21 protein-coding genes, 1 other RNA gene and 1 other annotated feature are annotated in these 21,937 nt (G+C 56.7%); of the genes, 13 read left to right on the top strand and 9 right to left on the bottom strand.

Annotated features, from left to right (window positions below):
* The first annotated feature begins 184 nt into the window (after window positions 1–184).
* Window positions 185–428: a binding site (T-box leader), on the top strand.
* A gap of 121 nt (window positions 429–549) precedes the next feature.
* From ilvB to ilvD, 4 genes are all read left to right on the top strand, one after another.
* Window positions 550–2,214 (top strand): biosynthetic-type acetolactate synthase large subunit, encoded by a 1,665-nt coding sequence (ilvB, locus tag C4885_RS07725; protein WP_113999793.1) that lies wholly within the window; start codon window positions 550–552, stop codon window positions 2,212–2,214.
* Between the two features lie 14 nt (window positions 2,215–2,228).
* A complete protein-coding gene (gene ilvN / locus C4885_RS07720) occupies window positions 2,229–2,837 on the top strand; it encodes an acetolactate synthase small subunit (protein ID WP_113999792.1) in 609 nt (202 codons plus the stop codon).
* Window positions 2,838–2,965: 128 nt separating this feature from the next.
* On the top strand, window positions 2,966–3,985 hold the full coding sequence (gene ilvC, locus C4885_RS07715; RefSeq protein WP_113999791.1) for a ketol-acid reductoisomerase: 1,020 nt from the start codon (window positions 2,966–2,968) through the stop codon (window positions 3,983–3,985).
* 721 nt (window positions 3,986–4,706) lie between these two features.
* Entirely contained in the window at window positions 4,707–6,365 is a 1,659-nt protein-coding gene (ilvD, locus tag C4885_RS07710) for a dihydroxy-acid dehydratase (protein ID WP_113999790.1), read from the top strand.
* Between the two features lie 83 nt (window positions 6,366–6,448).
* Here the strand turns inward: ilvD and C4885_RS07705 are convergent, their stop codons facing one another.
* From C4885_RS07705 to C4885_RS07695, 3 genes are all read right to left on the bottom strand, one after another.
* Complete coding sequence (locus C4885_RS07705; RefSeq protein ID WP_113999789.1) at window positions 6,449–7,162, bottom strand: redoxin domain-containing protein; 714 nt, start codon at window positions 7,160–7,162, stop codon at window positions 6,449–6,451.
* Between the two features lie 232 nt (window positions 7,163–7,394).
* Window positions 7,395–7,604: non-coding RNA, 6S RNA (gene ssrS / locus C4885_RS07700), on the bottom strand.
* Between the two features lie 19 nt (window positions 7,605–7,623).
* On the bottom strand, window positions 7,624–7,962 hold the full coding sequence (locus C4885_RS07695) for a DUF1292 domain-containing protein (RefSeq protein ID WP_113999788.1): 339 nt from the start codon (window positions 7,960–7,962) through the stop codon (window positions 7,624–7,626).
* A 199-nt stretch (window positions 7,963–8,161) separates the two neighbouring features.
* Here C4885_RS07695 and C4885_RS07690 point away from each other — a divergent pair, with 199 nt between their 5' ends.
* The gene (locus C4885_RS07690; protein WP_158538838.1) at window positions 8,162–8,968 is read left to right on the top strand and encodes a peptidylprolyl isomerase; all 807 of its coding nucleotides are present in this window, start codon (window positions 8,162–8,164) and stop codon (window positions 8,966–8,968) included.
* A gap of 79 nt (window positions 8,969–9,047) precedes the next feature.
* Here the strand turns inward: C4885_RS07690 and uppS are convergent, their stop codons facing one another.
* The 6 genes from uppS to eda form a co-directional block, all read right to left on the bottom strand.
* Window positions 9,048–9,773: a polyprenyl diphosphate synthase gene (gene uppS, locus C4885_RS07685; RefSeq protein ID WP_113999786.1), complete on the bottom strand. Its 726-nt coding sequence runs from the start codon at window positions 9,771–9,773 to the stop codon at window positions 9,048–9,050.
* A gap of 15 nt (window positions 9,774–9,788) precedes the next feature.
* Window positions 9,789–10,259 (bottom strand): Holliday junction resolvase RuvX, encoded by a 471-nt coding sequence (gene ruvX / locus C4885_RS07680; RefSeq protein ID WP_113999785.1) that lies wholly within the window; start codon window positions 10,257–10,259, stop codon window positions 9,789–9,791.
* 141 nt (window positions 10,260–10,400) lie between these two features.
* Window positions 10,401–10,946: a biotin transporter BioY gene (locus C4885_RS07675; protein WP_113999784.1), complete on the bottom strand. Its 546-nt coding sequence runs from the start codon at window positions 10,944–10,946 to the stop codon at window positions 10,401–10,403.
* A 203-nt stretch (window positions 10,947–11,149) separates the two neighbouring features.
* Complete coding sequence (locus C4885_RS07670; RefSeq protein ID WP_158538837.1) at window positions 11,150–12,148, bottom strand: biotin--[acetyl-CoA-carboxylase] ligase; 999 nt, start codon at window positions 12,146–12,148, stop codon at window positions 11,150–11,152.
* 446 nt (window positions 12,149–12,594) lie between these two features.
* Window positions 12,595–13,620 carry a sugar kinase gene (locus tag C4885_RS07665; RefSeq protein WP_113999782.1) on the bottom strand — a complete coding sequence of 342 codons (1,026 nt, stop codon included), beginning with the start codon at window positions 13,618–13,620 and terminating at the stop codon, window positions 12,595–12,597.
* Window positions 13,621–13,692: 72 nt separating this feature from the next.
* Entirely contained in the window at window positions 13,693–14,655 is a 963-nt protein-coding gene (eda, locus tag C4885_RS07660) for a bifunctional 4-hydroxy-2-oxoglutarate aldolase/2-dehydro-3-deoxy-phosphogluconate aldolase (RefSeq protein WP_113999781.1), read from the bottom strand.
* A gap of 315 nt (window positions 14,656–14,970) precedes the next feature.
* Between eda and C4885_RS07655 the strand changes: the two genes are divergently transcribed.
* The 8 genes from C4885_RS07655 to C4885_RS07620 all read left to right on the top strand — a co-directional run bounded on the left by C4885_RS07655 (window position 14,971) and on the right by C4885_RS07620 (window position 21,908).
* Window positions 14,971–15,759, top strand: a complete 789-nt coding sequence (locus C4885_RS07655) for an IclR family transcriptional regulator (RefSeq protein ID WP_113999780.1) — start codon at window positions 14,971–14,973, stop codon at window positions 15,757–15,759.
* A 56-nt stretch (window positions 15,760–15,815) separates the two neighbouring features.
* On the top strand, window positions 15,816–16,430 hold the full coding sequence (locus C4885_RS07650; RefSeq protein ID WP_113999779.1) for a class I SAM-dependent methyltransferase: 615 nt from the start codon (window positions 15,816–15,818) through the stop codon (window positions 16,428–16,430).
* Window positions 16,431–16,582: 152 nt separating this feature from the next.
* The gene (locus C4885_RS07645) at window positions 16,583–17,518 is read left to right on the top strand and encodes a hypothetical protein (RefSeq protein WP_113999778.1); all 936 of its coding nucleotides are present in this window, start codon (window positions 16,583–16,585) and stop codon (window positions 17,516–17,518) included.
* Between the two features lie 35 nt (window positions 17,519–17,553).
* A complete protein-coding gene (locus C4885_RS07640) occupies window positions 17,554–18,531 on the top strand; it encodes an alpha/beta hydrolase (protein WP_113999777.1) in 978 nt (325 codons plus the stop codon).
* 33 nt (window positions 18,532–18,564) lie between these two features.
* On the top strand, window positions 18,565–19,821 hold the full coding sequence (locus tag C4885_RS07635; protein ID WP_113999776.1) for a hypothetical protein: 1,257 nt from the start codon (window positions 18,565–18,567) through the stop codon (window positions 19,819–19,821).
* A complete protein-coding gene (locus tag C4885_RS07630; RefSeq protein WP_113999775.1) occupies window positions 19,818–20,486 on the top strand; it encodes a DUF6320 domain-containing protein in 669 nt (222 codons plus the stop codon). Before C4885_RS07635 ends, C4885_RS07630 begins: the two co-directional genes overlap by 4 nt.
* A gap of 38 nt (window positions 20,487–20,524) precedes the next feature.
* Complete coding sequence (locus C4885_RS07625; protein WP_113999774.1) at window positions 20,525–20,875, top strand: hypothetical protein; 351 nt, start codon at window positions 20,525–20,527, stop codon at window positions 20,873–20,875.
* A 481-nt stretch (window positions 20,876–21,356) separates the two neighbouring features.
* Window positions 21,357–21,908: an ECF-type riboflavin transporter substrate-binding protein gene (locus C4885_RS07620; protein ID WP_113999773.1), complete on the top strand. Its 552-nt coding sequence runs from the start codon at window positions 21,357–21,359 to the stop codon at window positions 21,906–21,908.
* Window positions 21,909–21,937 lie beyond the last annotated feature (29 nt).

The following is a 21,937-nucleotide window of genomic DNA, read 5'->3' as shown; positions in this document are numbered from 1 at the left end:
ATTATCTGCGCTTTTGGCTTAGCAGCTGCCGCACCTCGCTCGCCGTATCGGCACTTAGAATTATGCGGTATTGCCTTACGAAAGAACGCAGGACTTTAGCCTGCTAAATTCTCTATTTGTGTAATTTGTTGTTTTTGTGTTGACAAAGGCAAAAAATTGCGGTACAATCAACCACATAGCTAAATCAAATGTGTCGAAGGAAAGTTAGTAACGGCTTTTGCCGCCCCCAGAGAGCTGCCGGTTGGTGCAAGGCAGCGGGCAGGTACGCCGCGAACTGGTTCCGGAGCAGTTCTGCCGAAAGCAAGGTGAATAGGCGGTTCCGGGGGTGCCCGTTACAGCACAGGGCTTTGTTGGAAGCCTGTTGAGTGGGTATAGTACTATACCAATAAGAGTGGTACCGCAGAGAGCTTTACGCCTTTGTCTCTTGTGAAAACGGAAGCCGTTTGGCATTCCGTGCTACAAGCGGCAGGGGCTTTTTTGTTACTCAGACGCGTTGGATAGAGGCTGCCGCATAGGGGTTGTTTTAAGAAACGGAAAGGAGTTTTTTCAATGATTCTGAATGGTTCGCAGATTTTTGTCGAAGTGCTCGCGGAGCAGGGGGTCGATACAATTTTTGGCTATCCCGGCGGCGCAGTTCTGAACCTGTACGACGAACTATATAAAAACTCTGACCGTATTCGCCATATCCTGACCGCCCACGAGCAGGGCGCTTCCCATGCGGCAGACGGTTACGCCCGCGCAACGGGCCGCACCGGTGTGGTGCTGGCCACCAGCGGTCCGGGCGCCACCAACCTGGTCACCGGCATCGCCACCGCTTATATGGACAGCGTGCCGATGGTTGCCTTTACCGGAAACGTTGCCACCAGCCTGCTGGGCCGGGACAGCTTCCAGGAAGCTTACATTGAGGGCATCACGATGCCCATCACCAAGCACAACTTCACCGTGCGCAGGGTCGAAGACCTGGCCGACACCATGCGGGCAGCCTTCCGCATTGCACAGTCCGGCCGTAAGGGCCCTGTGCTGGTGGATATTCCCAAGGATGTCACCGCGAACTCCTGCGAGTTCACCCACAAAGAGCCGGAGCTGATCCGAACCGTGACCCGCTATAATGAGGAAGAGGTCAAGGAAGCCGCACGGCTCATCAATGAATCGGAACGCCCGATCGTCTACTTTGGCGGCGGCGTGCGCAGCGCGGCGGGCTGCCAGCCCCTGCGTGACCTGCTGGAAAAGACCGGTATGCCCGCCACCCACACCCTGATGGCCGCCGGCGTGCTGGGCTATGGCGAGCCGCACAACCTGGGTATGCTGGGAATGCACGGCTGCTATGCCGCCAACAAGGCTATTTCGGAAGCTGATCTGGTCATTGCCGTTGGCGCCCGCTTCTCGGACCGTGTGGCGCTGAACCCGAATAAGTTTGCCAGCAAGGCAAAAATCATCCAGATTGATATTGACCCCAGTGAACTGGGCAAGAATGTGGATGTGGATCTGGCACTGGCAGGCGATGCTTTCTATATCCTGCAAGCCATCCTGCCGTATGTCGAAAAGACCGAACATAAGATCTGGATGGAGCAGATCCGTGAATGGCAGCGCAATGACTACCACCCGAAGGACAGCTTCACCGAGCTGAAACCCCACCAGATCATCAACGAGATCTGTGAGCAGGCCGGCCCCGAGGCCGTGTATGTAACGGATGTCGGCCAGCACCAGATGTGGGCTGCCCAGTACCTGCACCACACCAAGAGCCGCGGCTTTTTGACCAGCGGCGGCCTGGGCACCATGGGTTTTGGCTACGGCGCGGCCATTGGCGCACAGGTTGCCCTAGGCAAAGACCACCGCGTGGTCATGCTGACCGGCGACGGTTCCTTCCACATGAACCTGAACGAAGGCTGCACCGCCGTCAGCTATGAACTGCCCATCATCACCGTTATTTTTGATAACCAGGTGCTTGGCATGGTGCGCCAGTGGCAGACCAGCTTTTACGGCAAGCGCTATTCCAACACCGATCCCCAGCGCCGCACCGACTTTGTAAAGCTGGCTGAAGCGTTTGGCGCAAAGGGGTATCGTGCTACTAATATTGCCGAGTTCAAGGCAGCGTTCGCCGACGCCATGAAGCAGAAAGGTCCTTCCTGGATCGACTGCCGCATCGGCAAGGATGAAAAGGTTCTGCCGATGATCCCCGGCGGCGGCGATATCAACGATATCATCATGGAGTAAGGAGGCAGCACGCAATGCAGCAAAATCAAAATCCGAACAAAGTTGCCGCAACAACGGCACCCCGGCGGGTCATCAGTCTGCTGGTGGATAACCATAACGGTGTTTTGGCGCGCGTGTCCAGCCTGTTCTGCCGCCGCGGCTTCAACATTGACAGCCTGACGGTTTCCGCCACCAACGACCCGGCGGTCAGCCGCATTACCGTTACCCTGCATGGCGACGATGCCGCCATCAGCCAGCTGATTTTACAGACCGAGCGGCTGGAAGTGACCCGCCAGGTATTTGAACTGACCCCGGATAAGAGCCTGCAGCGGGAACTGCTGCTGCTGAAAGTGGCCTGCAATACCGCCGAGCGTGCCGAAATGCGGGAAATCGCTACGATCTATAAATCCAAGATCATTGATCTTTCGCCGGACTCTATGGTGTTTGAACTGACCGGCCGCCCGGAAAAGATCAACGCCTTCCTGAAAATGTTCAGCGGATACGATATCCTGGAACTGTGCCGCACCGGCATTACCGCGCTGGAGCGCGGCGGCAAGCATCCCCACATGCAAAAGCCCCCGCAGGAAGTACGCGCCGCTCAGCTGCCGCTGCCCGGCACCCACTGCCCGCAGGACGAAGAATAAAGCAGCTTTTGCGGTTCAACGAACTTGCATTTGGCCCGCAGCCCTTTCAGGAATCCCCGGCGGCGGGTTGAAGATAGATACGTTTTTATTTTTACAAACCATACAAACAAAACAAAGGAGAAATTATCATGGCAATCAAAAAGTATTATGATTCCGACTGCAACCTCGGCGTGCTTGACGGCAAGACCGTTGCTGTTATCGGCTTTGGCTCCCAGGGCCATGCCCATTCCGAAAACCTGGCTGAAAGCGGCGTGAACGTTGTTGTCGGCCTGCGCAAGGGCTCTGCCCACTGGGAAAAGGCATCCGAGTTTGCTGCAACCCATGAAAACTTTAAGGTGATGGAAGTTGAAGAGGCTGCCAAGGCCGGCGATGTTGTTATGATGCTGGTTCCCGATGAACTGTGCGCTGACATCTACAACAGCCAGGTTGCCCCCTACATGACCGAGGGCAAGGCACTGGCTTTTGCACACGGCTTCAACATCCATTTCAAGACCATTGTTGCCCCGAAAAATGTTGACGTTATCATGATCGCTCCCAAGGGCCCCGGCCACATTGTCCGCCGCCTGTACACTGAAGGCGAAGGCTGCCCGTCCCTGATCTGCGTAGAGCAGGATTACACCGGCAAGGCAAAGGAGATCGCCCTGGCATACGCTTCCGGCATCGGTGCCGGCCGTGCAGGCATCCTGGAGACCACCTTCAAGGAGGAAACTGAGACCGACCTGTTCGGTGAGCAGGCTGTGCTCTGCGGCGGCGTTTGCGAGCTGATCCATGCTGGCTTTGACACCCTGGTGGAAGCTGGCTACGCACCGGAAATGGCTTACTTCGAGACCTGCCACGAGATGAAGCTGATCGTTGACCTGATCAACGAGGGCGGCTTTGACAAGATGCGCTACTCCATCTCCAACACCGCTGAATACGGCGACTACCGCACCGGCAAGCGCCTGATCACCGAGGAAACCCGCAAGGAGATGAAGAAGGTCCTGACCGAGATCCAGGATGGCACCTTCGCTTCCGAGTTCCTGACCGAGATGAGCCCGAAGGGCGGCCGCAAGGTCCACTTCCTGGCACAGCGCCGTATGCAGTCCGAGCACCTGATCGAAAAGGTCGGCAAGGAACTGCGCGGCATGATGAGCTGGATGAAGAAGTAATCGAATTCCGGACATCTGACGTAATAGTTGGCCTGCATCTGCGGGCATAAACATGGGGCGGCCAGCCCTCTGGCAGCCGGGAAACCGGATGTTCCGGGGCATGGCCGCCCTGTGCTTGTTTGGTGTGACTGTCATGTTAAGGCCGCGGGCGCACGATGTGCGCCCCCTACGGGGGCAGCTGCATACCATAAGCCCGATTTGCAGGGAACGGTCTTGACCGTTCCGAAACATGAATCTATTGCTAGTTTCAGGCTCTGCGCGGGGAACCACCCCTCAGTCTGCGTTGCAGACAGCTCCCCTCAAAGGGGAGCCAAGCACGACCTAAGGCAGGATATTGGCTCCCCTGGAGGGGAGCTGGACGCGAAGCGGCCTGAGGGGTGGTTCCTCGCGAGATAACTAAAATTTATTTATAGGGCAACACCGTACAATTCCCGCCTTGCGGCTTAAGCACCGCTCCGGCAGCTGCGGCACGGCATCTGCCGCACCTCGCTCGCCGTATCGGCACTTAGAATTATGCGATATTGCCTTAGAGAACGGTCTATCTCCAGCCTAAGAGCCGGGGTGCTGCCCTGCGGGCCTCCGAAACGTGCCCGCGGGCGTAGCGACCGTTCCGGAACATGAATTTATTTGCTTGTTTCTGGTATTTGTGCGATACTATAAACAGCAAAGATTGCCCCTAAAAAGGACCATGCCATTTTCCCGCTGCAAAGGAGAGAAAAATATGAGAAGTGATAACGTTAAAAAAGGCCCGGAGCGCGCCCCAAACCGCAGCCTGTTCTATGCTCTGGGCTACACCCCGGAAGAGCTGGAACGCCCGCTGATCGGCGTGGTTTCGGCTTACAGTGAGATCGTTCCCGGCCATATGAACCTGGATAAGCTGGCCGATGCCGTCAAGGCAGGCATCCGCATGGCGGGCGGCACCCCGGTGCTGGTTCCGGCCATCGGTGTTTGCGATGGCATTGCCATGGGCCATATCGGCATGAAGTACTCCCTCGCCTCCCGCGAGCTGATCTGCGACAGTGTGGAGACCATGTTTATGGCCCACCAGCTGGACGGCCTGGTTCTGGTGCCCAACTGCGATAAGATCGTTCCCGGCATGGTCATGGCCGCTGTGCGCATGGATGTGCCCGCCATTGTCTGTTCCGGCGGCCCCATGCTGGCTGGCAGTTATGGCGGCGATGAAGTCAGCCTTTCCAAAATGTTTGAAGCCGTCGGCGCTTACAAGGCCGGCATGATCGATGACGCCCAGCTGGAAGATTGCACCTGCAACTGCTGCCCGTCCTGCGGCTCCTGCTCCGGCATGTACACCGCCAACAGCATGAACTGCCTGTGCGAGGCCATCGGCATTGCCCTGCCCGGCAACGGCACCATCCCGGCGGTTTACTCCAAGCGTTTGCAGCTGGGCAAAAAGGCCGGTATGGTCATCATGGATCTGGTCAAGAACAATGTGACCGCCCGCCAGATCATCAACGAACGCTCCATCCGCAACGCCCTGACCTGCGATATGGCCCTGGGCTGCTCCACCAACACGGTGCTGCACCTGCTGGCCATCGCTTACGAAGCCGGTGTGCCCATTGACCTGAAGCTCTTCAACGAGATCAGCGCTAAGACCCCGAACCTCTGCCACTTGGCTCCCGCAGGCCCCACCCACATGCCGGATCTGTACGCTGCTGGCGGCATTCCCGCTGTGCAGGCAGAGCTGGCTAAGGCCGGGCTGCTGGATCTGGATGTTCCCACCGTTACCGGCAAAACGCTGGGCGAGAACATCGCCGGTGCCCACATCATGAACGATAAGGCCATCCGCTCCATCGAGAATCCCTACAGTAAGACCGGCGGCCTGCAGATTTTGTGGGGCAATATTGCCCCGGACGGCTGTGTGGTCAAGCGCAGCGCCGTTGCACCGGAAATGCAGGTCCACTCCGGCCCGGCCCGCGTGTTTAACAGCGAGGAAACCGCCATCCAGGCCATCTATGACGGCAAGATTGTACCCGGCGATGTGGTGGTCATTCGTTACGAAGGCCCCAAGGGCGGCCCCGGTATGCGTGAGATGCTGAATCCCACCAGCGCACTGGCTGGCATGAAGCTGGACACCACCGTGGCCCTGATCACGGACGGCCGCTTCTCCGGCGCTTCCCGCGGCGCTGCTATCGGCCATGTCAGCCCGGAGGCTGCTTCCGGCGGCCCCATCGGCCTGATTGAAGAAGGAGATACCATCGAGATCAACATCCCCGAAGCATCCATCCATCTGGCCGTCAGCGATGAAGAGCTGGCACGCCGCAAGGCTGCTTACGTCCAGCCGGAGCCGAATGTCAAGTCCGGCTGGCTGGCCCGTTACGCCCGCATGGTGGCTTCCGCCAACCTGGGCGCAGTGATGCAGTAAACAACACCCTATAAAGCAATAAAAACCCGCGCCCCTGCCAGCTGTGGTACAACACAGCGGAAGGGGCGCGGGTTTTGTTTTGCTTACTCTTCGTCTTTATAGGCGTCGTCAAACACGCTGAACACGCCGGTTTCACCCAGGTTCGGCTGGGCGTATTCATGTACATGCGGAGTCAGGCCGGGAATATCCGGCGCTGCGCCGGGGTCCGCATAGATGGTCACATCGGCATCGTCCACATCTACCGGCTTGGCTACGTCCAGATCTTCCAACAAGGACTGGGCCGCACCGCAGTCCGCCGGAACATCGGTCAGGCTGGCACCGTAATGGCTGAACAGCACCGTGCCGTCCTTGTCCAGCACCAGGGTCAGCGGCAGCTGCTGCTGACCGTTGGCAGGCGAGTGATAGCCGCGGCGCTTGGCATCCCGCATGATCTGCCATGCTTCCAGGCTGTAGGTGCTCAGCGCTCCGCTGCGGGTGGGAATATCCAGCAGGTCATACAGAACGCCGTCCGCATCGCACAGCAGAGGATAAGGCAGGGTATCCGGCCCCACGCTGCGGGCCAGGCGGTCCGCGCGGGAACGCACCACCAGCGCCAGGCTGCCGCCGGTCAGCTCGTCATAGGTGGCGGCATACCGACCCACAAAGGTGCGGGTGATGGGGTGGCCGAAGTTGCTCATGAACACCAGTACCAGCGGTGCATGCTCCGCCAAAAGCTGGCGGAAACTGTTGGCCGCGCTGTACGGGGTATCGTATTTGAAAAACGGCAGCTTTTCGCCCGCTTTGATCTGCTTACCCAAAACGACAACAACCTTTCGATAAAATTAAGAAAGAATAGAGAATAAAGAATAATGCTGGTATGCGTGCCACGCACGCATATTAAAGATAGGCCCAAGCCGCATTTCTTGAGCCGAGCAACGCGAGGCGGTCCACCAACATTATTCTTTATTCATTATGAATTATTCATTTTCGCGCAGCGTAGCAGCGCGAAAAAAAAGGGGAGAGGCATTCCCTTCCCCTGTAAGGTGTACAAAAAATCCCGCGCGGCCGTCTGCAGCCAATCAAAACCTACCGTTATATGGCAGGTGGGTGCCCTGCACCCGCAATCACGCTCCCTTCTTCCGCTTGCCGTGTATACACGGGGCGGGAGGTCTGCGATCCGGCGGGGGACAAATCCGGGCTCCCAAAGATTGATTAGTAGGATTATATAAAGCTGCAACAAATCGAACCACGCAGGGTTTAGCTAAGTGCTGCGATGCGGTTAAGAGGGCTGGCCTTCCACATCGTCATCGTCGATGTCATACATGGCGCGCAGACGCTCTTCAAACACTTTGCCAACGGTCAAAAGTTCTTCGTCGTCATCCACAATGTCCATATATTCACCGGCCTCATCGGTGCCGATCCGCATCAGAATCAGTTCGGCCTCTTCGTCCAGGCTTTCGGGATCTTCCTGATAGGGGATCACGGCCAGGTAGCGGGTGCCGTTTACTTCGGTCGCGTCGATCACTTCAAAGGTGCATTCCTTGCCGTCTTCGTCCTCAAGGGTCAAAAGATCCGGCTGTGCTTCCTGAAGCATTTCGGGGGTCAGTTCATCTGCCATGGTCAGTTTCTCCTGTCATCAAAAAGGGGCATATTTTGTTGTTTCCCCTCGTTTTGTCTGTATCTAGTTTACCGTGTTTTTCCTCAAACGTCAAGCTATTCATTTCACCAAATCTGTGATATAATATTCTATGTATTGAATAAATTCGCTGAGCCGTAAAAAGATTTATTGCGGTATTTTTGTCCAAGGGGGTATGCCCATGAAACGACTCATCCATGCCGCGGTGCTGGCTGCGGCGCTGGCTTTTGCCCTGCTGCTGTGCGGCTGTTCCGGCGCGGAAACCAGCCATAAAGCCCCGCAGCGCGCCGCAGTGGAAAGCGGGGAACGCCAGTTTGCCCAGCCGTCTGACGGGGATTTTATCGCCATCTTTTCCACTTCCCTTGGCGAGGTGCGCGCTGTGCTTTACCCGGACGCTGCCCCCATGGCGGTACAGAATTTTGTGGGCCTGGCCCGCAGCGGCTACTATGATAATACGGTGATCTGGCGCGCCCAATACGGCTTTGCCGTGCAGGGCGGTGATGCAGGCGGAACGGGCAGCGGCGGCGCGACCATCTGGTCCAATAACCCCTACCCGCTGGAAGCGGACAGCAGCCTGCGCCACTATGCCGGTGCGCTCTGCGCGGCCTTTGCCCAGGGCGGCGAGGTGACGGGCGGCAACAGCCAGTTCTATTTTGTCACAGCCCTGCCAAACAGCGTGGATGAAACCATGCAGCAGCAACTGCGAGATAACGGCTATTCCGATGAGCAGGTCTCCGCCTATGCCGCGGCGGGCGGGCTGCCCTACCTGGATAACACCGATACCGTGTTTGGCCAGGTATACGCGGGCATGGATGTGGTGGATCAGATTGCTTGTGTTCCTACGGTGAAGAATGAGGACGAAACCGATACCTACCGCCCGCAGGAAGACAGCACCGTTACCATTTACAAGGTAACCATTGATAATTACCCCGGCCCCAGCGCCGATGATACCGCCGACAGTGCGGCTTCGGATTCCAGCGCCCAGTAATAGAATATGCAGCCCAATAAAAAATATCCCACAGGTTTCATGGCATATCAGCCAAAACCTGTGGGATATTTTTGTGTGATTATTTCTTTTTGGTGTTACCGCCCATCCGGCGGTCACGGTGGGCGTATTCGGCCAGGGCTTCATCAAAGCACTGCTTGGTGAAATCCGGGAAGAGCACCGGGGTAAAATAGAACTCCGCATAGGCGCACTGCCACAGCAGGAAGTTGGAGATGCGTTCCTCGCCGCTGGTGCGGATCATAAAGTCCACAGGGGGCAGCTGGCGGTACAGGTGGCTTTCAATCGTCTGCTCGTTGATGTCAGCCGGGGCCAGAGTGCCGTTCTGCACCTCACCGGCAATGGCGCGCATGGCATCGGTCAGCTCGGCGTGGGAACCATAGTTCAGGCAGAAGTTCACAATGCCGGTCTTGTTGTCCTTCGTCAGGTCCATCATGTAGTCCATAGCGTCCAGCACGCGCTGCTGCAGCCCTTCACGGCGGCCGCTAAACAGTACCTGACAGTCGCGCTCGTTCATTTCCTCGGCAATGGTGCGGAAGTTATTGGCAAATAGGTCCATCAGGTAGCCGACTTCCTTGGCATCGCGGGCAAAATTCTCGGTGGAAAAAACATACAGGCTCAGCACCTTGATGCCGCAGTCACCCACAGCATAGCGGGTGATTTCTTTCAGGCGGTCAAAACCGGCCTTGTGGCCAAAGCTGGCGGGCAGGCCGCGGTTCTTGGCCCAGCGGCGGTTGCCGTCCACAATAATGGCGGCATGGGTGGGGATGCGGGTAAGTGCTTCAGGCATGGGAAAACCTCCTTGTTATGCTTGCTCCGGGGCAGTGGGCGCGGCAACCTCCGGCGGTTCTTCGCCGGGGTGGGCTTTGCGCCATGCCAGAAAACTTTCCAAGATCACTGCGGCGGAAACCGAATCCAGCCGAGCTTTGCGGTCTGCGCCAAAGGTACTGTTGGCCGAAAGAATGCCTGCCGCCGTTACCGTGGTGCGGCGTTCATCCCACAGCACAACGGGCACCCCGCAGGCGGTGGCAAGCCGCGCGGCAAAGCGGCGGCTTTTTACGCAGCGGGAACCCTCGGTGCCGTCCATGTTGCGGGGCAGGCCGCACACAACGCCCTCAGCCCCCTGGGCCAGCCGGGCAGCGGCGGCAGCCTCCGCTACTTTGTTCAGGCTTTTTTCCTCAATCTGCGGGGTAACAGGCGTAACGATCAGCTCCGAAGCATCACATACCGCCAGCCCCGTGCGGCGCTCCCCGTAATCAACAGCGATCCATTTCATTGGCGTACCTCATGTTTTGTGTAGTGTAACCATTATACCATGTGCAGGAAGTGGGTGCAATAAAGCGCGGCAGGTAGGCAGCAAAAAAAGCGCACCCCCTTATCAGTAAGGGGTGCGCAGAAAACATGGGAGAAGATAAGCTCAGATCTTCGGCATGCGCTTGTCCAGCTGGATGGTCAGCAGGCTGGCCAGGGCAATCTTGATCACGTCGCCCGGCAGGTAGGGAATCACGCAGTAAGTCAGGCTGGTGGGCAGGTCAAGGCCGGTCAGCACCATAAACCAGATGGTGCCCAGCACATAGCAGGCGGCGCAGCCAACCACGCAGCCCAAGGCCAGCCAGCCGAACTTGCGGGGCAGCTTGGCGGTAAAGGCACCGGCAATCAGCGCGGCCAGCAGGTAGCCGATGGCATAGCCGCCGGTTTTGCCAAGCAGAACAGCGGGGCCGCCCTGCATACCGGCCATAACGGGAACACCCACAGCGGCTAGCAGCAGGTAAACCAGCTGGCTGGCGGCACCCCATACGGGGCCCAGCATGGTGCCCGCCATGTATACGGCAAACAGTGCCAGATTGATCGGCACGCCCCACGGCATAGGGATAGCCAGCTGGCTGCAAACAGCGGTCAGGGCGGCAAACAGGGCGCAGCCCACCATCTTGTGCAGGCGGGCGTTGGAAGCAGTTGTATTCATGATAACTTTCCTCACTCTCTTAGGTGTATCTAAAAAGTCGAAAATTTAGCTTATTTCTACAAACACAGCCGGATTTTGCGTTAAAAAACCTTGGAATCCACAAAGGATTCCTGCGGCTCTTTGCCTTAAATCCTGCTTGTGTTTGCGAAATATCCGTCATTTTCTTTGTTTTCAGATACACCTTAATATGCAATGCCGGAACGTCAGGCAAGTGCGCCCAACTCTGGAATCACGCGGATCTCATCACTGCCGAATGCTGTGGGGGCAAGGTCGCCATCACAGCGCACCAGCAGGCGGCAGTCATCGTCAATGCCAAGCACCGTAGCCCCGCGCGGTTCGCTGCCGTTGGGGATCAGGGTCACATGGCGGCCCGTCAGGGCCTGGCGGCGGCGGTAATCATCCAGCCAGCTGCCGCGCAGGCCGGTGTGGTACAGCGCCCAGAACTCGTTCAAAAACGCTGCCGCCAGTGCCGCGCGGGCACCGGGGGCGGGGGCAGAATCAAACAGAGAACCCGCCACCGCGGCAAGCTCCTTGGGCCAGCCGCCGGACGGCTGAACCAGGTTGAAACCAAGCCCCAGCACGGCATAATCCAGCATGCCGGATTCCAGGTCTACGGCGGCTTCGGTCAGAATACCGCAGACCTTTTTGCCGTTCTTCCACAGGTCGTTCACCCATTTGATCTGGATGGGCGTGCTGCACAGCTGCTCCGCTGCACGGGCAGCGGCAACTGCGGCCAATGCGGTGATCTGCGGGGACTGGCGGGTGCTGAATGCCGGCCGCAGCAAAATGCTCAGGTACAGCCCGCCCGGCGGGGAGAAAAAGCTGTGCCCGCGCCGCCCGCGCCCAGCGGACTGGGCCTGGGCAATCAGCACAAGGCCCTCCGGCGCGCCGTTGGTGGCCTGGGTGCGCAGCGCCGCATTGGTGCCGGGCAGGCGGTCCACCACAGTGATCTGTACCGCCTGCGCAACGGCAGGGGCCAGCAGCGCTGTGATGGCGTCCGCGTTCAGCAGGTCTGCCCCGTGGGGCAGAGCATAGCCGCGGTTGGTAATGGCTTCAATGGGGGTGCCGTCCGCACGCAGGGCAGTGACGGCTTTCCAGATGGCGGCCCGGCTGACGCCGAGCTGGTCGGCAAGTTCCTGCCCGGAGATATACCGCCCGCGCGCTGCGTCCAGCGCGCTGAGGACCTGTGCTTTGACTGACATGCCGTAACCGCCTTTCCCCAAAAAGTTTGCGCAAACTGAGGTATAGTATACCGCGGGAAAAAATGAAATGTCAACGGAGAGAGCAGATTGAGGTTTACAATAAGACGCGTAGATGAGAGGGGGGAAAGAGATTTGCGAGTTTTGGCGGTGGGAGATATGGCAGGACCCGGCGGGTGGGACGATGGCGAGCATCGTCCCCTACAGGTAATTTGCAGCGTTTGTTGTAAATGGTAAGGGCAATACCGCATAATTCTAAGTGCCGCAGCCGCCGGAGCGGTGCTTAAGCCGTCAGGCGGGAATTGTGCGGTGTTGCCCTGAAATAAAAAACATCAAAACACCCCTCCCCCAAAAACAAAAACCACCCAAACAAAAAAAGAGATCCGCCAAAGCGAATCTCTTTTATAGGAAGGTAAACCGTAAGATACGGGAAATTGTTGTGCGGAAAATTAGCGCTGGATACGGCCGGAACCGTCGCCGCCAGCCAGCTTCTCGACCTCAGCAACAGTAACCATGTTGTAGTCGCCTTCGATGGAATGCTTCAGAGCGGAGGCAGCAACAGCAAACTCAACAGCTTCCTGGGTGGTCTTGCCGTTCAGCAGGGCGTAGATCAGGCCGCCGCCGAAGGAGTCACCGCCGCCAACGCGGTCGATGATGCGCAGCTCGTACTTCTTGCTGAAGCAGTACTCGTTGGAAGCAACGTCGTACAGCATGGCGCTCCAGCCGTTGTCAGAAGCAGAATGGCTCTCACGCAGGGTGATAGCAACCTTCTCAAAGCCGAACTTGTCAGCCAGCTGCTTGGCAACGCTCTTGTAGCCTTCGCGGTTGATCTCGCCAGCGTAGATATCGGTGGCCTCAGCCTCGATGCCGAACACGTCCTTAGCATCTTCCTCGTTGGAGATGCAGACGTCAACGTACTGGCACAGGTCGGTCATAGCAGCGCGGGCTTCCTCGCGGGTCCACAGCTTGCCGCGGTAGTTCAGGTCGCAGCTGATCTTAACGCCATGAGCCTTGGCAGCCTTGCAGGCTTCGCGGCAGATGTCAACAACATTGGGGCCCAGGGCCGGGGTGATGCCGGTGAAGTGGAACCAATCCACGCCCTCAAAGATGGAATCCCAATCGAAGTCAGCGGTGGAAGCTTCCTGGATGGCAGAGTGTGCACGGTCATAGATGCAGACAGAACCACGCTGAGAAGCGCCCTTCTCGTTGAAGTAAATGCCAACACGGTCGCCGCCGCGGACGATCTTGCTGGTGTCAACGCCGTAACGGCGCAGGCTATTGATAGCGGCCTGACCAATGGCGTGTGCGGGCAGCTTGGTCACATAGACAGCGTCCATGCCGTAGTTTGCCAGGGAAACAGCAACGTTAGCTTCGCCGCCGCCGAAAGTGAACTCCAGGTTGTTGGCCTGAACAAAGCGCTCGTAGTTGAACGGCTGCAGACGGATCATCAGTTCGCCAAAAGTAACGACTTTCATATTGAAACTCCTTGTATTTATTGTAAATATACCGCGCCGTCAGGCGCAAACCTGCTGCACAGTGGCAACAGATTATTTCTGAACCAGGTGGATGGCGAAGCCGGCAACTTCGTCAGCAAAGTAGATGGCGATGGTCTTGCCGTCCTTAACATTCTTGCTGTCCATATCGAACTTGACGCCGCGCTGGCTCAGGTGATAGATAGCGCGGTCAACATTGTTGGTCAGGATGGCGATGTGACCATGGGTGCCGCGGCCCGGCTTCTTCATGATCTCAAATTCCTTCTTGCCAACAAAGATGCTGGAGTTGCCCGGCTTAACAGCCATGCTCAGCAGGCTGCCGATGGTCTCGGCGGTCTTGGCAGCTTCGGCTTCGTCAGCGCAGTTGATGCCGATGTGGCCCAGTTCCAGGCCCAGCATTACGTTGACAGCCTCTTTGCTCATGGCGGTGATCTCATCCCATGCGCCGGCCTTGATCTTGTCGGACTTGCACATCCAGGTGCCGCCGACAGCAATAATCTGGTTGTAGCCCAGGTAGTTGTTCACGTTCTTGGCGTTGACGCCGCCGGTGCACATCCACTTGCAGGTCTTCAGGGCAGCGCCGATGTTCTTCAGCTTGTCCACGCCGCCGTTTGCTTCAGCGGGGAAGAACTTAACAACTTCGCAGCCCATGTTCATGGCCTGCTGCATCTCGCCGGAGGTGGCGGTGCCGGGCATCATGATACCGCCCTTGTCGATAACATGCTTGCAGACTTCGGGGTCGAAGCCGGGAGCAACGATGAAGGAAGCACCGGCAGCCATAGCACGGTCAGCCTGGTCAACGGTCAGCACAGTGCCGGCGCCCAGCAGCATATTGGGCAGTTCTTCGTGAATCTTCTTGATGCACTCTTCAGCACATGCGGTGCGGAAGGTGACCTCAGCAGCCGGCAGGCCGCCATCCATCAAAGCCTTGCACAGAGGAATAGCCTCGTCCACGCTGTTGAAAGCGATAACGGGGATGATACCAATTTCGTAAACGCGCTCAAGGACAGAATTCATAACGCATTCTCCTTACATTAACAAAGTTTACATCAGTTGTGAAGCGGTTCCTTATGGTGGAACACCGTTCCGCAATTTGCTGAATTTATTATACAAATTTTGCGCCGCGCCGTCAATCGGTCAATTTTACCAGTCGGAGCGGAGCCTTTTTTGGCAATATTGAGGGGGTTCCGCCTTGTGGGATGCTACTTGCGAAAAACGCCGTTTGCTGGTATACTTAATTCCACAATGCGGAACAATTCCGGCCCGGTGGGAGCAGAACCGGGCAAAGTTATAAATTATGAATTTTTTGTTAATTTTTGCGGAGGATGCGTTATGGAGGACCAAACCGTAAAAAATCCTGATAAGGGCGGCGTGCAGAGCGTTGCGCGCATTTTTGAGCTGATCGAAGTGCTGGCCGCCCACCCGGCCGGAGCCAGTTTGCAGCGCCTGGCGGAAGACGCTCACCTGGCCAAAAGCACAACCCACCGCCTGTTGGGCAGCCTGGTCAGCCTGGGATATGCCGCGCAGGACGGCGAAACCGGCAAGTACCGCCTGACTTTAAAGATGTTTGAAATTTCTTCCGGCATCGTCAACAGCATGGATGTGATGAGCGTTGCCAAGGTACACCTGGAACGCCTGGCCCAGCGCACCGGCGAAGCGGTGCACCTGGTCATCCGCGATGCACAGGATATCGTGTACATATATAAAACGGAAAGCGGCCCCATGCGGATGTCCAGCCGGGTGGGGCTGCGCAGCCCGCTGTACTGTACCGGTGTGGGCAAAGCCATCCTGGCTACCCTGACCGAAGAAGAGGTGGAGGATGTGTGGCGGCACAGCAGCCCGCAAAAGCTGACGGTCCGCACTGTGACCGATTTGCCTGCTTTGTGCGCCCAGCTGAACGAGGTGCGCGCCTGCGGCTATGCCATTGACGATGAGGAAAACGAGCTTGGCATCCGCTGCGTGGCGCTGGCCATACCCGGCCCCGGCGGCAAGGCGGACAGCGCGTTCTCTATCAGCGGCCTTGCCCCCTACATGACGCCGGAGCGCATCCGGCGCATTGCTGCCCTTGCGCTGGAAACCCGCGCCGACATCCTGCGTGACCTTGGGGTGCAGGGTGTGTGAAGACATGGCCGACATGAGCTTGTGAGGGCAACTCGGAATTTTTGGAGGAAGTAAGTATGTTAAACGACAAAGGGTTCGACTTTTGGGCTGGTGATTATGACAAAACTGTTGGCATTTCTGATGAGGAAAACACATACCCTTTTGCCGGTTATAAAAAGGTACTTTGGTTCATTTTTCAGACTATAATGCGAGCCGGAAATGCCGTTGTGCTGGATATTGGATTCGGAACAGGCACATTAACGACAAAACTATACGAGCGAGGCTGTTCCATTTATGGACAGGATTTTTCATCAAGAATGATTGCATTGGCATCTGAGAAAATGCCAAATGCACAGTTATATCAGGGGGACTTTTCAAAAGGGCTTGTCGAACCATTGCGGAACTTTCGTTATGATTATATTGTTGCGACATACTCTCTGCATCATTTGACGGATGCGCAAAAAAGCAACTTTCTGTTAGACTTGCGTAACTACTTAAAGGAAAACGGTAAAATTATAATCGGCGATGTTGCCTTTGAAACACGAAAGGACTTAGAAGAGTGTAAATTGAAGGCAGGAGACACATGGGATAATGATGAAATCTACTTTGTCATTGAGGAACTGAGAAAAGATTTTCCGGCTCTTTCATTTACGAAAATGTCCGATTGCGCTGGAGTTCTGATTTTGGACTGATAACTTCCAGTTTGTAGACCAATGCTTAACAAATGTACAACAATAATAGACAAGCCTTGCGTACAGGACTATAATAATAAAATAATAGGAAAAGATGACAACAAGGGAATGCGGTAAGGCGGCCGGAACTTCCCGGAAAAGTGGGGAATGGAATGAACCTGATCTTTACAGCCTTTGCCACACTGGAGGGCTACCGCGAGGGCAGCAATGCCAACCTGGGCAGCGAGGTATTCTACCGCTGCATTGTGGTCAGCCTTGTCAGCGCAAAACAGAAAAACCAGAATTGCGATGCAGCCCTTGTGACCAACACCGCTGTGCCGGAACCCTATGCTGCGCAGCTGTCCCAGGCGGGCATCCGTGTAATCGCCTGTCCGTTTGACAACTACCGCTTTGAAGCGGATTTAGACTGGTCCCTGGCGTATTACAAGCTGTGCGCCATGCAGTATCTGCTCGAAACCGAGCATTACGAAAACTACCTGATGCTGGATTCCGATACCTTTACCCAGCGCGGCTATCAGGATATCTGGCGCGAAGCCGCGGAAGCCGTGCTGCTGTATCAGGTGCCCCATGCGGCCAGCCAGCCCATGACGGCCCGCATCTCCCACACCTATGATGAACTTTGGCCGGAGGGCGCTCCCCATGTGCTGACCCACTTTGGCGGCGAGTTCGTGGCGGGCAGCACGGCCCGGCTGCAGGATTTTATGGCCGAATGCCGCAATGTGTTTGACCGGATGCAGCAGACCGGCGTGCGCAGCCAGGACGGCGACGAAGCCATTTTGGATGCTGCGGCCTACCGCAGCCAGCTGGCGGGCAAGCCCGTGCGGGCCGCCAACGCGTATGTGTTCCGGTACTGGCTGGGTGGGCATTTTTATTATGTTTCCACGAACTACTGCTGCGACCCTATCTGCGTGCTGCACCTGCCCGGCAAGGCGAAAATGCGCCAGCTGACGGTGCTCTACCACAAATACACCCGCAGCGGCCGCATGCCGGAAAACCAAACCGTGTGGCGGCTCTGCTGCCTGCCTGCCGCCCGCCCGCCGCTGCTGCGCAGCCTGTGGGTGCGCCTGCGGGCCAAAATCGGCATTTGAATCCACCCACTGACCCCCAAGGAAAGGAACGCTCTATGCAGGAGAAAAAACGTATTCCCCTGAAACGTCTGCACCGCCTGCGCAACGCCCGCAAACAGGCCGCGGAGACCGATGACCTGACCCCCATGATGAAAGCCATCAAGGCGGTGCACAGTGTGACCAGCACCGGCTCTACCCAGCCGGAGGACCTGGAACGCCAGCGTGCCGCCCAGGAGCTGTTTGCCCGTTTGGTTACCCCCAACCTGTTGATCAACACCACGCCCATCACCGTCAACAATGTTTCGGCGGAGTGGGTGCGGATGAACCAGGGGCATGACCGCCGCCATGTGGTGCTATACTGCCATGGCGGCGGCTACACCTGCGGCCAGCTGGGCTATGCCCGCGTGCTGGCCAGCAAACTGGCGCTTTCCACCGGGTGCGATGTACTCAGCTTTGAATACCGCCTTGCCCCCGAAGCGCCGTATCCTTCCGCCATTGACGATGCCCTGCGCGTCTGGGACTACCTGATGTATATGGGCATCGGTGCGCGGGATGTGATCGTGGCCGGGGATTCGGCGGGCGGCAACCTGGCGCTGGAACTGGCCCTTGCCGTAAAGGCCCAGGGCCGCAGCCAGCCGCGTGCCCTGGTGCTGATGAGCCCCTGGACCGATATGACGATGCAGGGGGCATCCTATCAGAAATGTGCCGCGCTGGATCCCATGCTGACCCACGACTATATTGATTCCTGCCGCACCGCTTACCGCGGAGCAAACAGCACCCTGGAATGGGAGGACCCCAGCCTTTCGCCGCTGTTTGCGGATTTAAGGGGGCTGCCGCCCACTTTGATCCAGGTGGGAACGAACGAAATATTGAAATCCGATTCTATCAACCTTGCCAAAGCCATGACGGAACAGGAAGTATACGCCGTGCTGGAGGTATACCCCGAATGCTGGCATGTGTTCCAGCAGATGCCGATCCCCCATGCCGCACAGGCCATGGAAAGCGTTGGCCGCTTTGTGCAGAAAATTTTGTAACGGCGGAACCCCGCCGGATAGGAGGGCTGCCATTTGCCCGAAACCTGGTATAAAGTCGATAATGTCGCCAAAGTATTTCTGGCGTCCATCAACCGGCGGGACCCGCGGGTGTTCCGCGTCAGCTGCACCCTGAACGAGGATGTGGAACCCGACCGCCTGAATCAGGCCCTGGAACAGACCGCACGGGAAAACCCGCAGTTCCAGGTCACGCTGCACCGTGGGCTGTTCTGGCATTATTTTGAATCCACCAACCTGAAACCGCAGGCGGTGCCGGAAACGCTGGCCCCCTGTGCCATGCTGTACGGCCCGCAGATCAAAAACGAACTGCTGTACCGCGTCAGCTATTACGGCGCGCGCATCAATGTGGAAATGTTCCACGCCATCAGCGATGGCAACGGCGGGATGGTGTTCCTGAAAACGCTGGTGCACAATTATTTGCAGCTGAAAAATCCCGAACTGGCCAATGTTCCCGGAGAAGAGCGCGCCAGCAAGGGCGAATCGGCCCAGGATGCGTTCCGCAAGTACTATACGGCGTCCAAAGCGGCGGAGGAAGACCCGCTGAACCGCAAAAAGTCTTTCCACCTGCATGGCCGCAAACTGCCGTATGACCAGTCCCAGTTTTTTGAAGCCCACCTTTCTACCGCCCAGGTGCTGGCCAAGACCCACGCCATGGGGGTAACGATGACCAGCTACCTGGCCGCTGCCCAGATGCTGGCGGCTTATCAGGAAATGCCGGCGCTGGAACGCGGTAAGGTCATCTCGGTCAGCCTGCCGGTCAACCTGCGCAGCTATTACGGAACCGAGACCGCCCGCAACTTTTTCAACTCCATCCGCATCAGCTGGGTATTCCGGGGGGACGAAACGCTGGAAACCCTGGCCAAAGGCTTTGACGCCAAACTGCGGGAAGCCCTGAAGGACGAGCGGGTCAAGGCCCGCATGGACGGCTTTGAAAAGCTGGAACAGATGCCTGGTATCAAACTGGTGCCGCTCTTTATCAAAAACGCGGTGGTTAACCTGTTCAATACGCTGGAAGCCAAAAAAGTTACCCTGACCATCTCCAACATGGGGCGCATCCCACTGCAAAAAGAGCTGCAGCCCTACATCAAAGGCTTTACGGCGTTCTGCAGTTCGACTACCGCGTTCACCACGGTCTGTTCCTGTGGGGATGATCTTGTTTTGGGCACCACCTGGGCGTTCCGCAGCACCGAGATGCTGAAAAACTTTTACCGCCGCCTTTCTGCCGAAGGGTTGGATATTACACTGTATGCAACGGAGGTGGATGGAGAATGAAAACCTGTCCCCATTGCCATATCCAGGTTGGCGGCAGCGCACAGTACTGCCCGCTGTGCCAGAACCCCCTTGTCGGCACGCCGGAACCGGACCGCTACCCCAAGGTGGTGCCGCCCGCGCGGCAGACATCGCTGTTTTACCGCATCGCTGCCTTTGTGCTGCTGGGGGCGGCGGTCATCTGCGGCGTGGTGGATTACATCATGATCGAAGGCAGGCATATGCACTGGAGCCTGCTGGTGCTGATCGGCGCGGTGGGGGTGCTGATGCTGCTGCGCGCACTGCTGCGCCAGGGCCGCAACGCCCCGAAGCTGCTGTTCCAGATTTTGATCGGCACTTCGCTGATCGTGACCTTTGCGGATTATTACGCCGGGTGGAACGGCATTGCCATTGACGCCATTGTGCCGATCTTGTGCAGCGTTACCCTGGTGCTGAACTTCATTTTTGCCTTTGTCAACCGCCGCTTTACCGAGAACGGCCTGGTTTACCTGTTGCTGAACATTGTGGTGGGCGTGGTGCCGTATATCGGCTTAACGCTGCGCCACAGCGTGCGCCCGCCGCTGGCCTGGGTCATCTGCTTGGTCATCAGCATGATCACCTTTTTGGGGCTGGTCATCTTCAAGGGCCGCAGCCTGCTGGCAGAGTTTGAAAAACGCCTGCACCTGTAAATCGGAAGTTATAAGAAGTGGAAAAGGAGGACAAGTTAATGATAAAAAAAATAGCCATTGTACCCTATGTAACTAATGGGAAAAATTCACAGGTTGGACATGATGGACATTTTAATATTTTTAAAAAAAAGAGAAGTACTGTATTAAAAGAAAATTTACAGTCTGTAATTAAAGCAAAAAATTGGGAAGCGGAAGTAATTGTTGATGTCAATCACGGAGATTTACAATCGCTGAAACGAGAAGGAGTAAACTTGTTTTTAATTCCAGAAGATATTGCTAGGTATATAGACTACAGCAGTGTTAGTAAGGATGAGTGTTTCAAATTAACACATGATGAATATGAAAGCGGAAATATAGATAGAGTAGTGAAATACATAGAAGAAAATTGAAACATAATCTCTTAGAGGAGCTTATCAAATTCGCGTTTGCGAAACGAAGTGAAGCAATGAAAGCCCCAGTGGGGCTTTCAAGCGACAGAACGGTCTTGCGTCAGCAAGATGGAGGGGCTGCGCCCCGACAAGTTCGCGTTTGCGCTAGCAACAAACATCCCAGTGGGATGTTTGAGCGACAGAACGTTTTTGCGCAAGCAAAATGGCGGAGTTTCACTCCGACAACTTCGCATTTGCCAAACTGCCCACGCAAACTTGTGTTTGCAAAATGATACCCCGCTTTGCCGCGGCAAAGGCGGGGCTTTTTGCTGCCAGAAGCGCATGAAATTGCCGCAGGCAGGGTCTAAATAGCGCAAAGTGCGGTTTTTGCCCATTGACAAGCGGTTTTAACCGGGCGTATACTTACCATATCTTTGGGCCATGCCGTTTTGCGGCAGGTTCCAAGGGGATCGTTTGTAATATTGTAAAGGAGTGCGGAATTATGAAAAACAACAATGGCATCAAGACCTTTGTCGCCGTTGGTATCGGCGCAGCACTGTTCTTTGTGCTGGGACGTTTTGTGGCAATCCCCAGCCCGGTGCCTAACACCAACATCAGCCTGCAGTATGCAGTGCTGGCCCTGCTGGCCGCTATGTACGGCCCGGTTGCCGGCGGCCTGATCGGCTTCATCGGCCATGCTCTGATCGACCTGTCCTGGGGCGGCATCCCGTGGTGGAGCTGGGTCATCACCTCCGCCTTTGTCGGCGTTGTGGTGGGCCTGTTCACCAAAAAGCTGCATGTTGAGGAAGGCGACTTTAACAAAAAGAAGGTTGGCGTGTTTGCGCTGGCCAACGTGATCGCCAACCTGATCGGCTGGATCGTGGTTGCTCCCGTGCTGGACATCCTGATTTATGCGGAGCCTGCCAAAAAGGTGTTTGCACAGGGCGTGTTTGCCGGTATTTCCAACAGCATTACTGCTGTGGTCGTGGGCGGCCTGCTGGTGCTGGCTTACACCAAGACCATTGCCAAGAAAGGCTCTTTGGATAAAGAATAATTGCTATCGCAAAGCCTTCCCGTGGCCTT

The organism is Subdoligranulum sp. APC924/74 (assembly GCF_003324125.1).
In the GTDB taxonomy this organism is placed as follows: domain Bacteria; phylum Bacillota; class Clostridia; order Oscillospirales; family Ruminococcaceae; genus Gemmiger; species Gemmiger qucibialis.
Note: the sequence above shows the minus strand (reverse complement) of the source record. Positions and strands in the feature narration are given on the sequence as shown.

Coding starts and splice junctions, on each gene's coding strand:
- ruvX (WP_113999785.1), bottom strand. CDS start 10,259: ATGAAATGGATCGCTGTTGATTACGGGGAGCGCCGCACGGGGCTGGCG.
- ilvD (WP_113999790.1), top strand. CDS start 4,707: ATGAGAAGTGATAACGTTAAAAAAGGCCCGGAGCGCGCCCCAAACCGC.
- C4885_RS07695 (WP_113999788.1), bottom strand. CDS start 7,962: ATGGCAGATGAACTGACCCCCGAAATGCTTCAGGAAGCACAGCCGGAT.
- C4885_RS07690 (WP_158538838.1), top strand. CDS start 8,162: ATGAAACGACTCATCCATGCCGCGGTGCTGGCTGCGGCGCTGGCTTTT.
- C4885_RS07625 (WP_113999774.1), top strand. CDS start 20,525: ATGATAAAAAAAATAGCCATTGTACCCTATGTAACTAATGGGAAAAAT.
- C4885_RS07675 (WP_113999784.1), bottom strand. CDS start 10,946: ATGAATACAACTGCTTCCAACGCCCGCCTGCACAAGATGGTGGGCTGC.
- C4885_RS07650 (WP_113999779.1), top strand. CDS start 15,816: ATGTTAAACGACAAAGGGTTCGACTTTTGGGCTGGTGATTATGACAAA.
- C4885_RS07645 (WP_113999778.1), top strand. CDS start 16,583: ATGAACCTGATCTTTACAGCCTTTGCCACACTGGAGGGCTACCGCGAG.
- C4885_RS07630 (WP_113999775.1), top strand. CDS start 19,818: ATGAAAACCTGTCCCCATTGCCATATCCAGGTTGGCGGCAGCGCACAG.
- ilvB (WP_113999793.1), top strand. CDS start 550: ATGATTCTGAATGGTTCGCAGATTTTTGTCGAAGTGCTCGCGGAGCAG.
- ilvC (WP_113999791.1), top strand. CDS start 2,966: ATGGCAATCAAAAAGTATTATGATTCCGACTGCAACCTCGGCGTGCTT.
- eda (WP_113999781.1), bottom strand. CDS start 14,655: ATGAATTCTGTCCTTGAGCGCGTTTACGAAATTGGTATCATCCCCGTT.
- ilvN (WP_113999792.1), top strand. CDS start 2,229: ATGCAGCAAAATCAAAATCCGAACAAAGTTGCCGCAACAACGGCACCC.
- C4885_RS07670 (WP_158538837.1), bottom strand. CDS start 12,148: ATGTCAGTCAAAGCACAGGTCCTCAGCGCGCTGGACGCAGCGCGCGGG.
- C4885_RS07640 (WP_113999777.1), top strand. CDS start 17,554: ATGCAGGAGAAAAAACGTATTCCCCTGAAACGTCTGCACCGCCTGCGC.
- C4885_RS07665 (WP_113999782.1), bottom strand. CDS start 13,620: ATGAAAGTCGTTACTTTTGGCGAACTGATGATCCGTCTGCAGCCGTTC.
- uppS (WP_113999786.1), bottom strand. CDS start 9,773: ATGCCTGAAGCACTTACCCGCATCCCCACCCATGCCGCCATTATTGTG.
- C4885_RS07620 (WP_113999773.1), top strand. CDS start 21,357: ATGAAAAACAACAATGGCATCAAGACCTTTGTCGCCGTTGGTATCGGC.
- C4885_RS07655 (WP_113999780.1), top strand. CDS start 14,971: ATGGAGGACCAAACCGTAAAAAATCCTGATAAGGGCGGCGTGCAGAGC.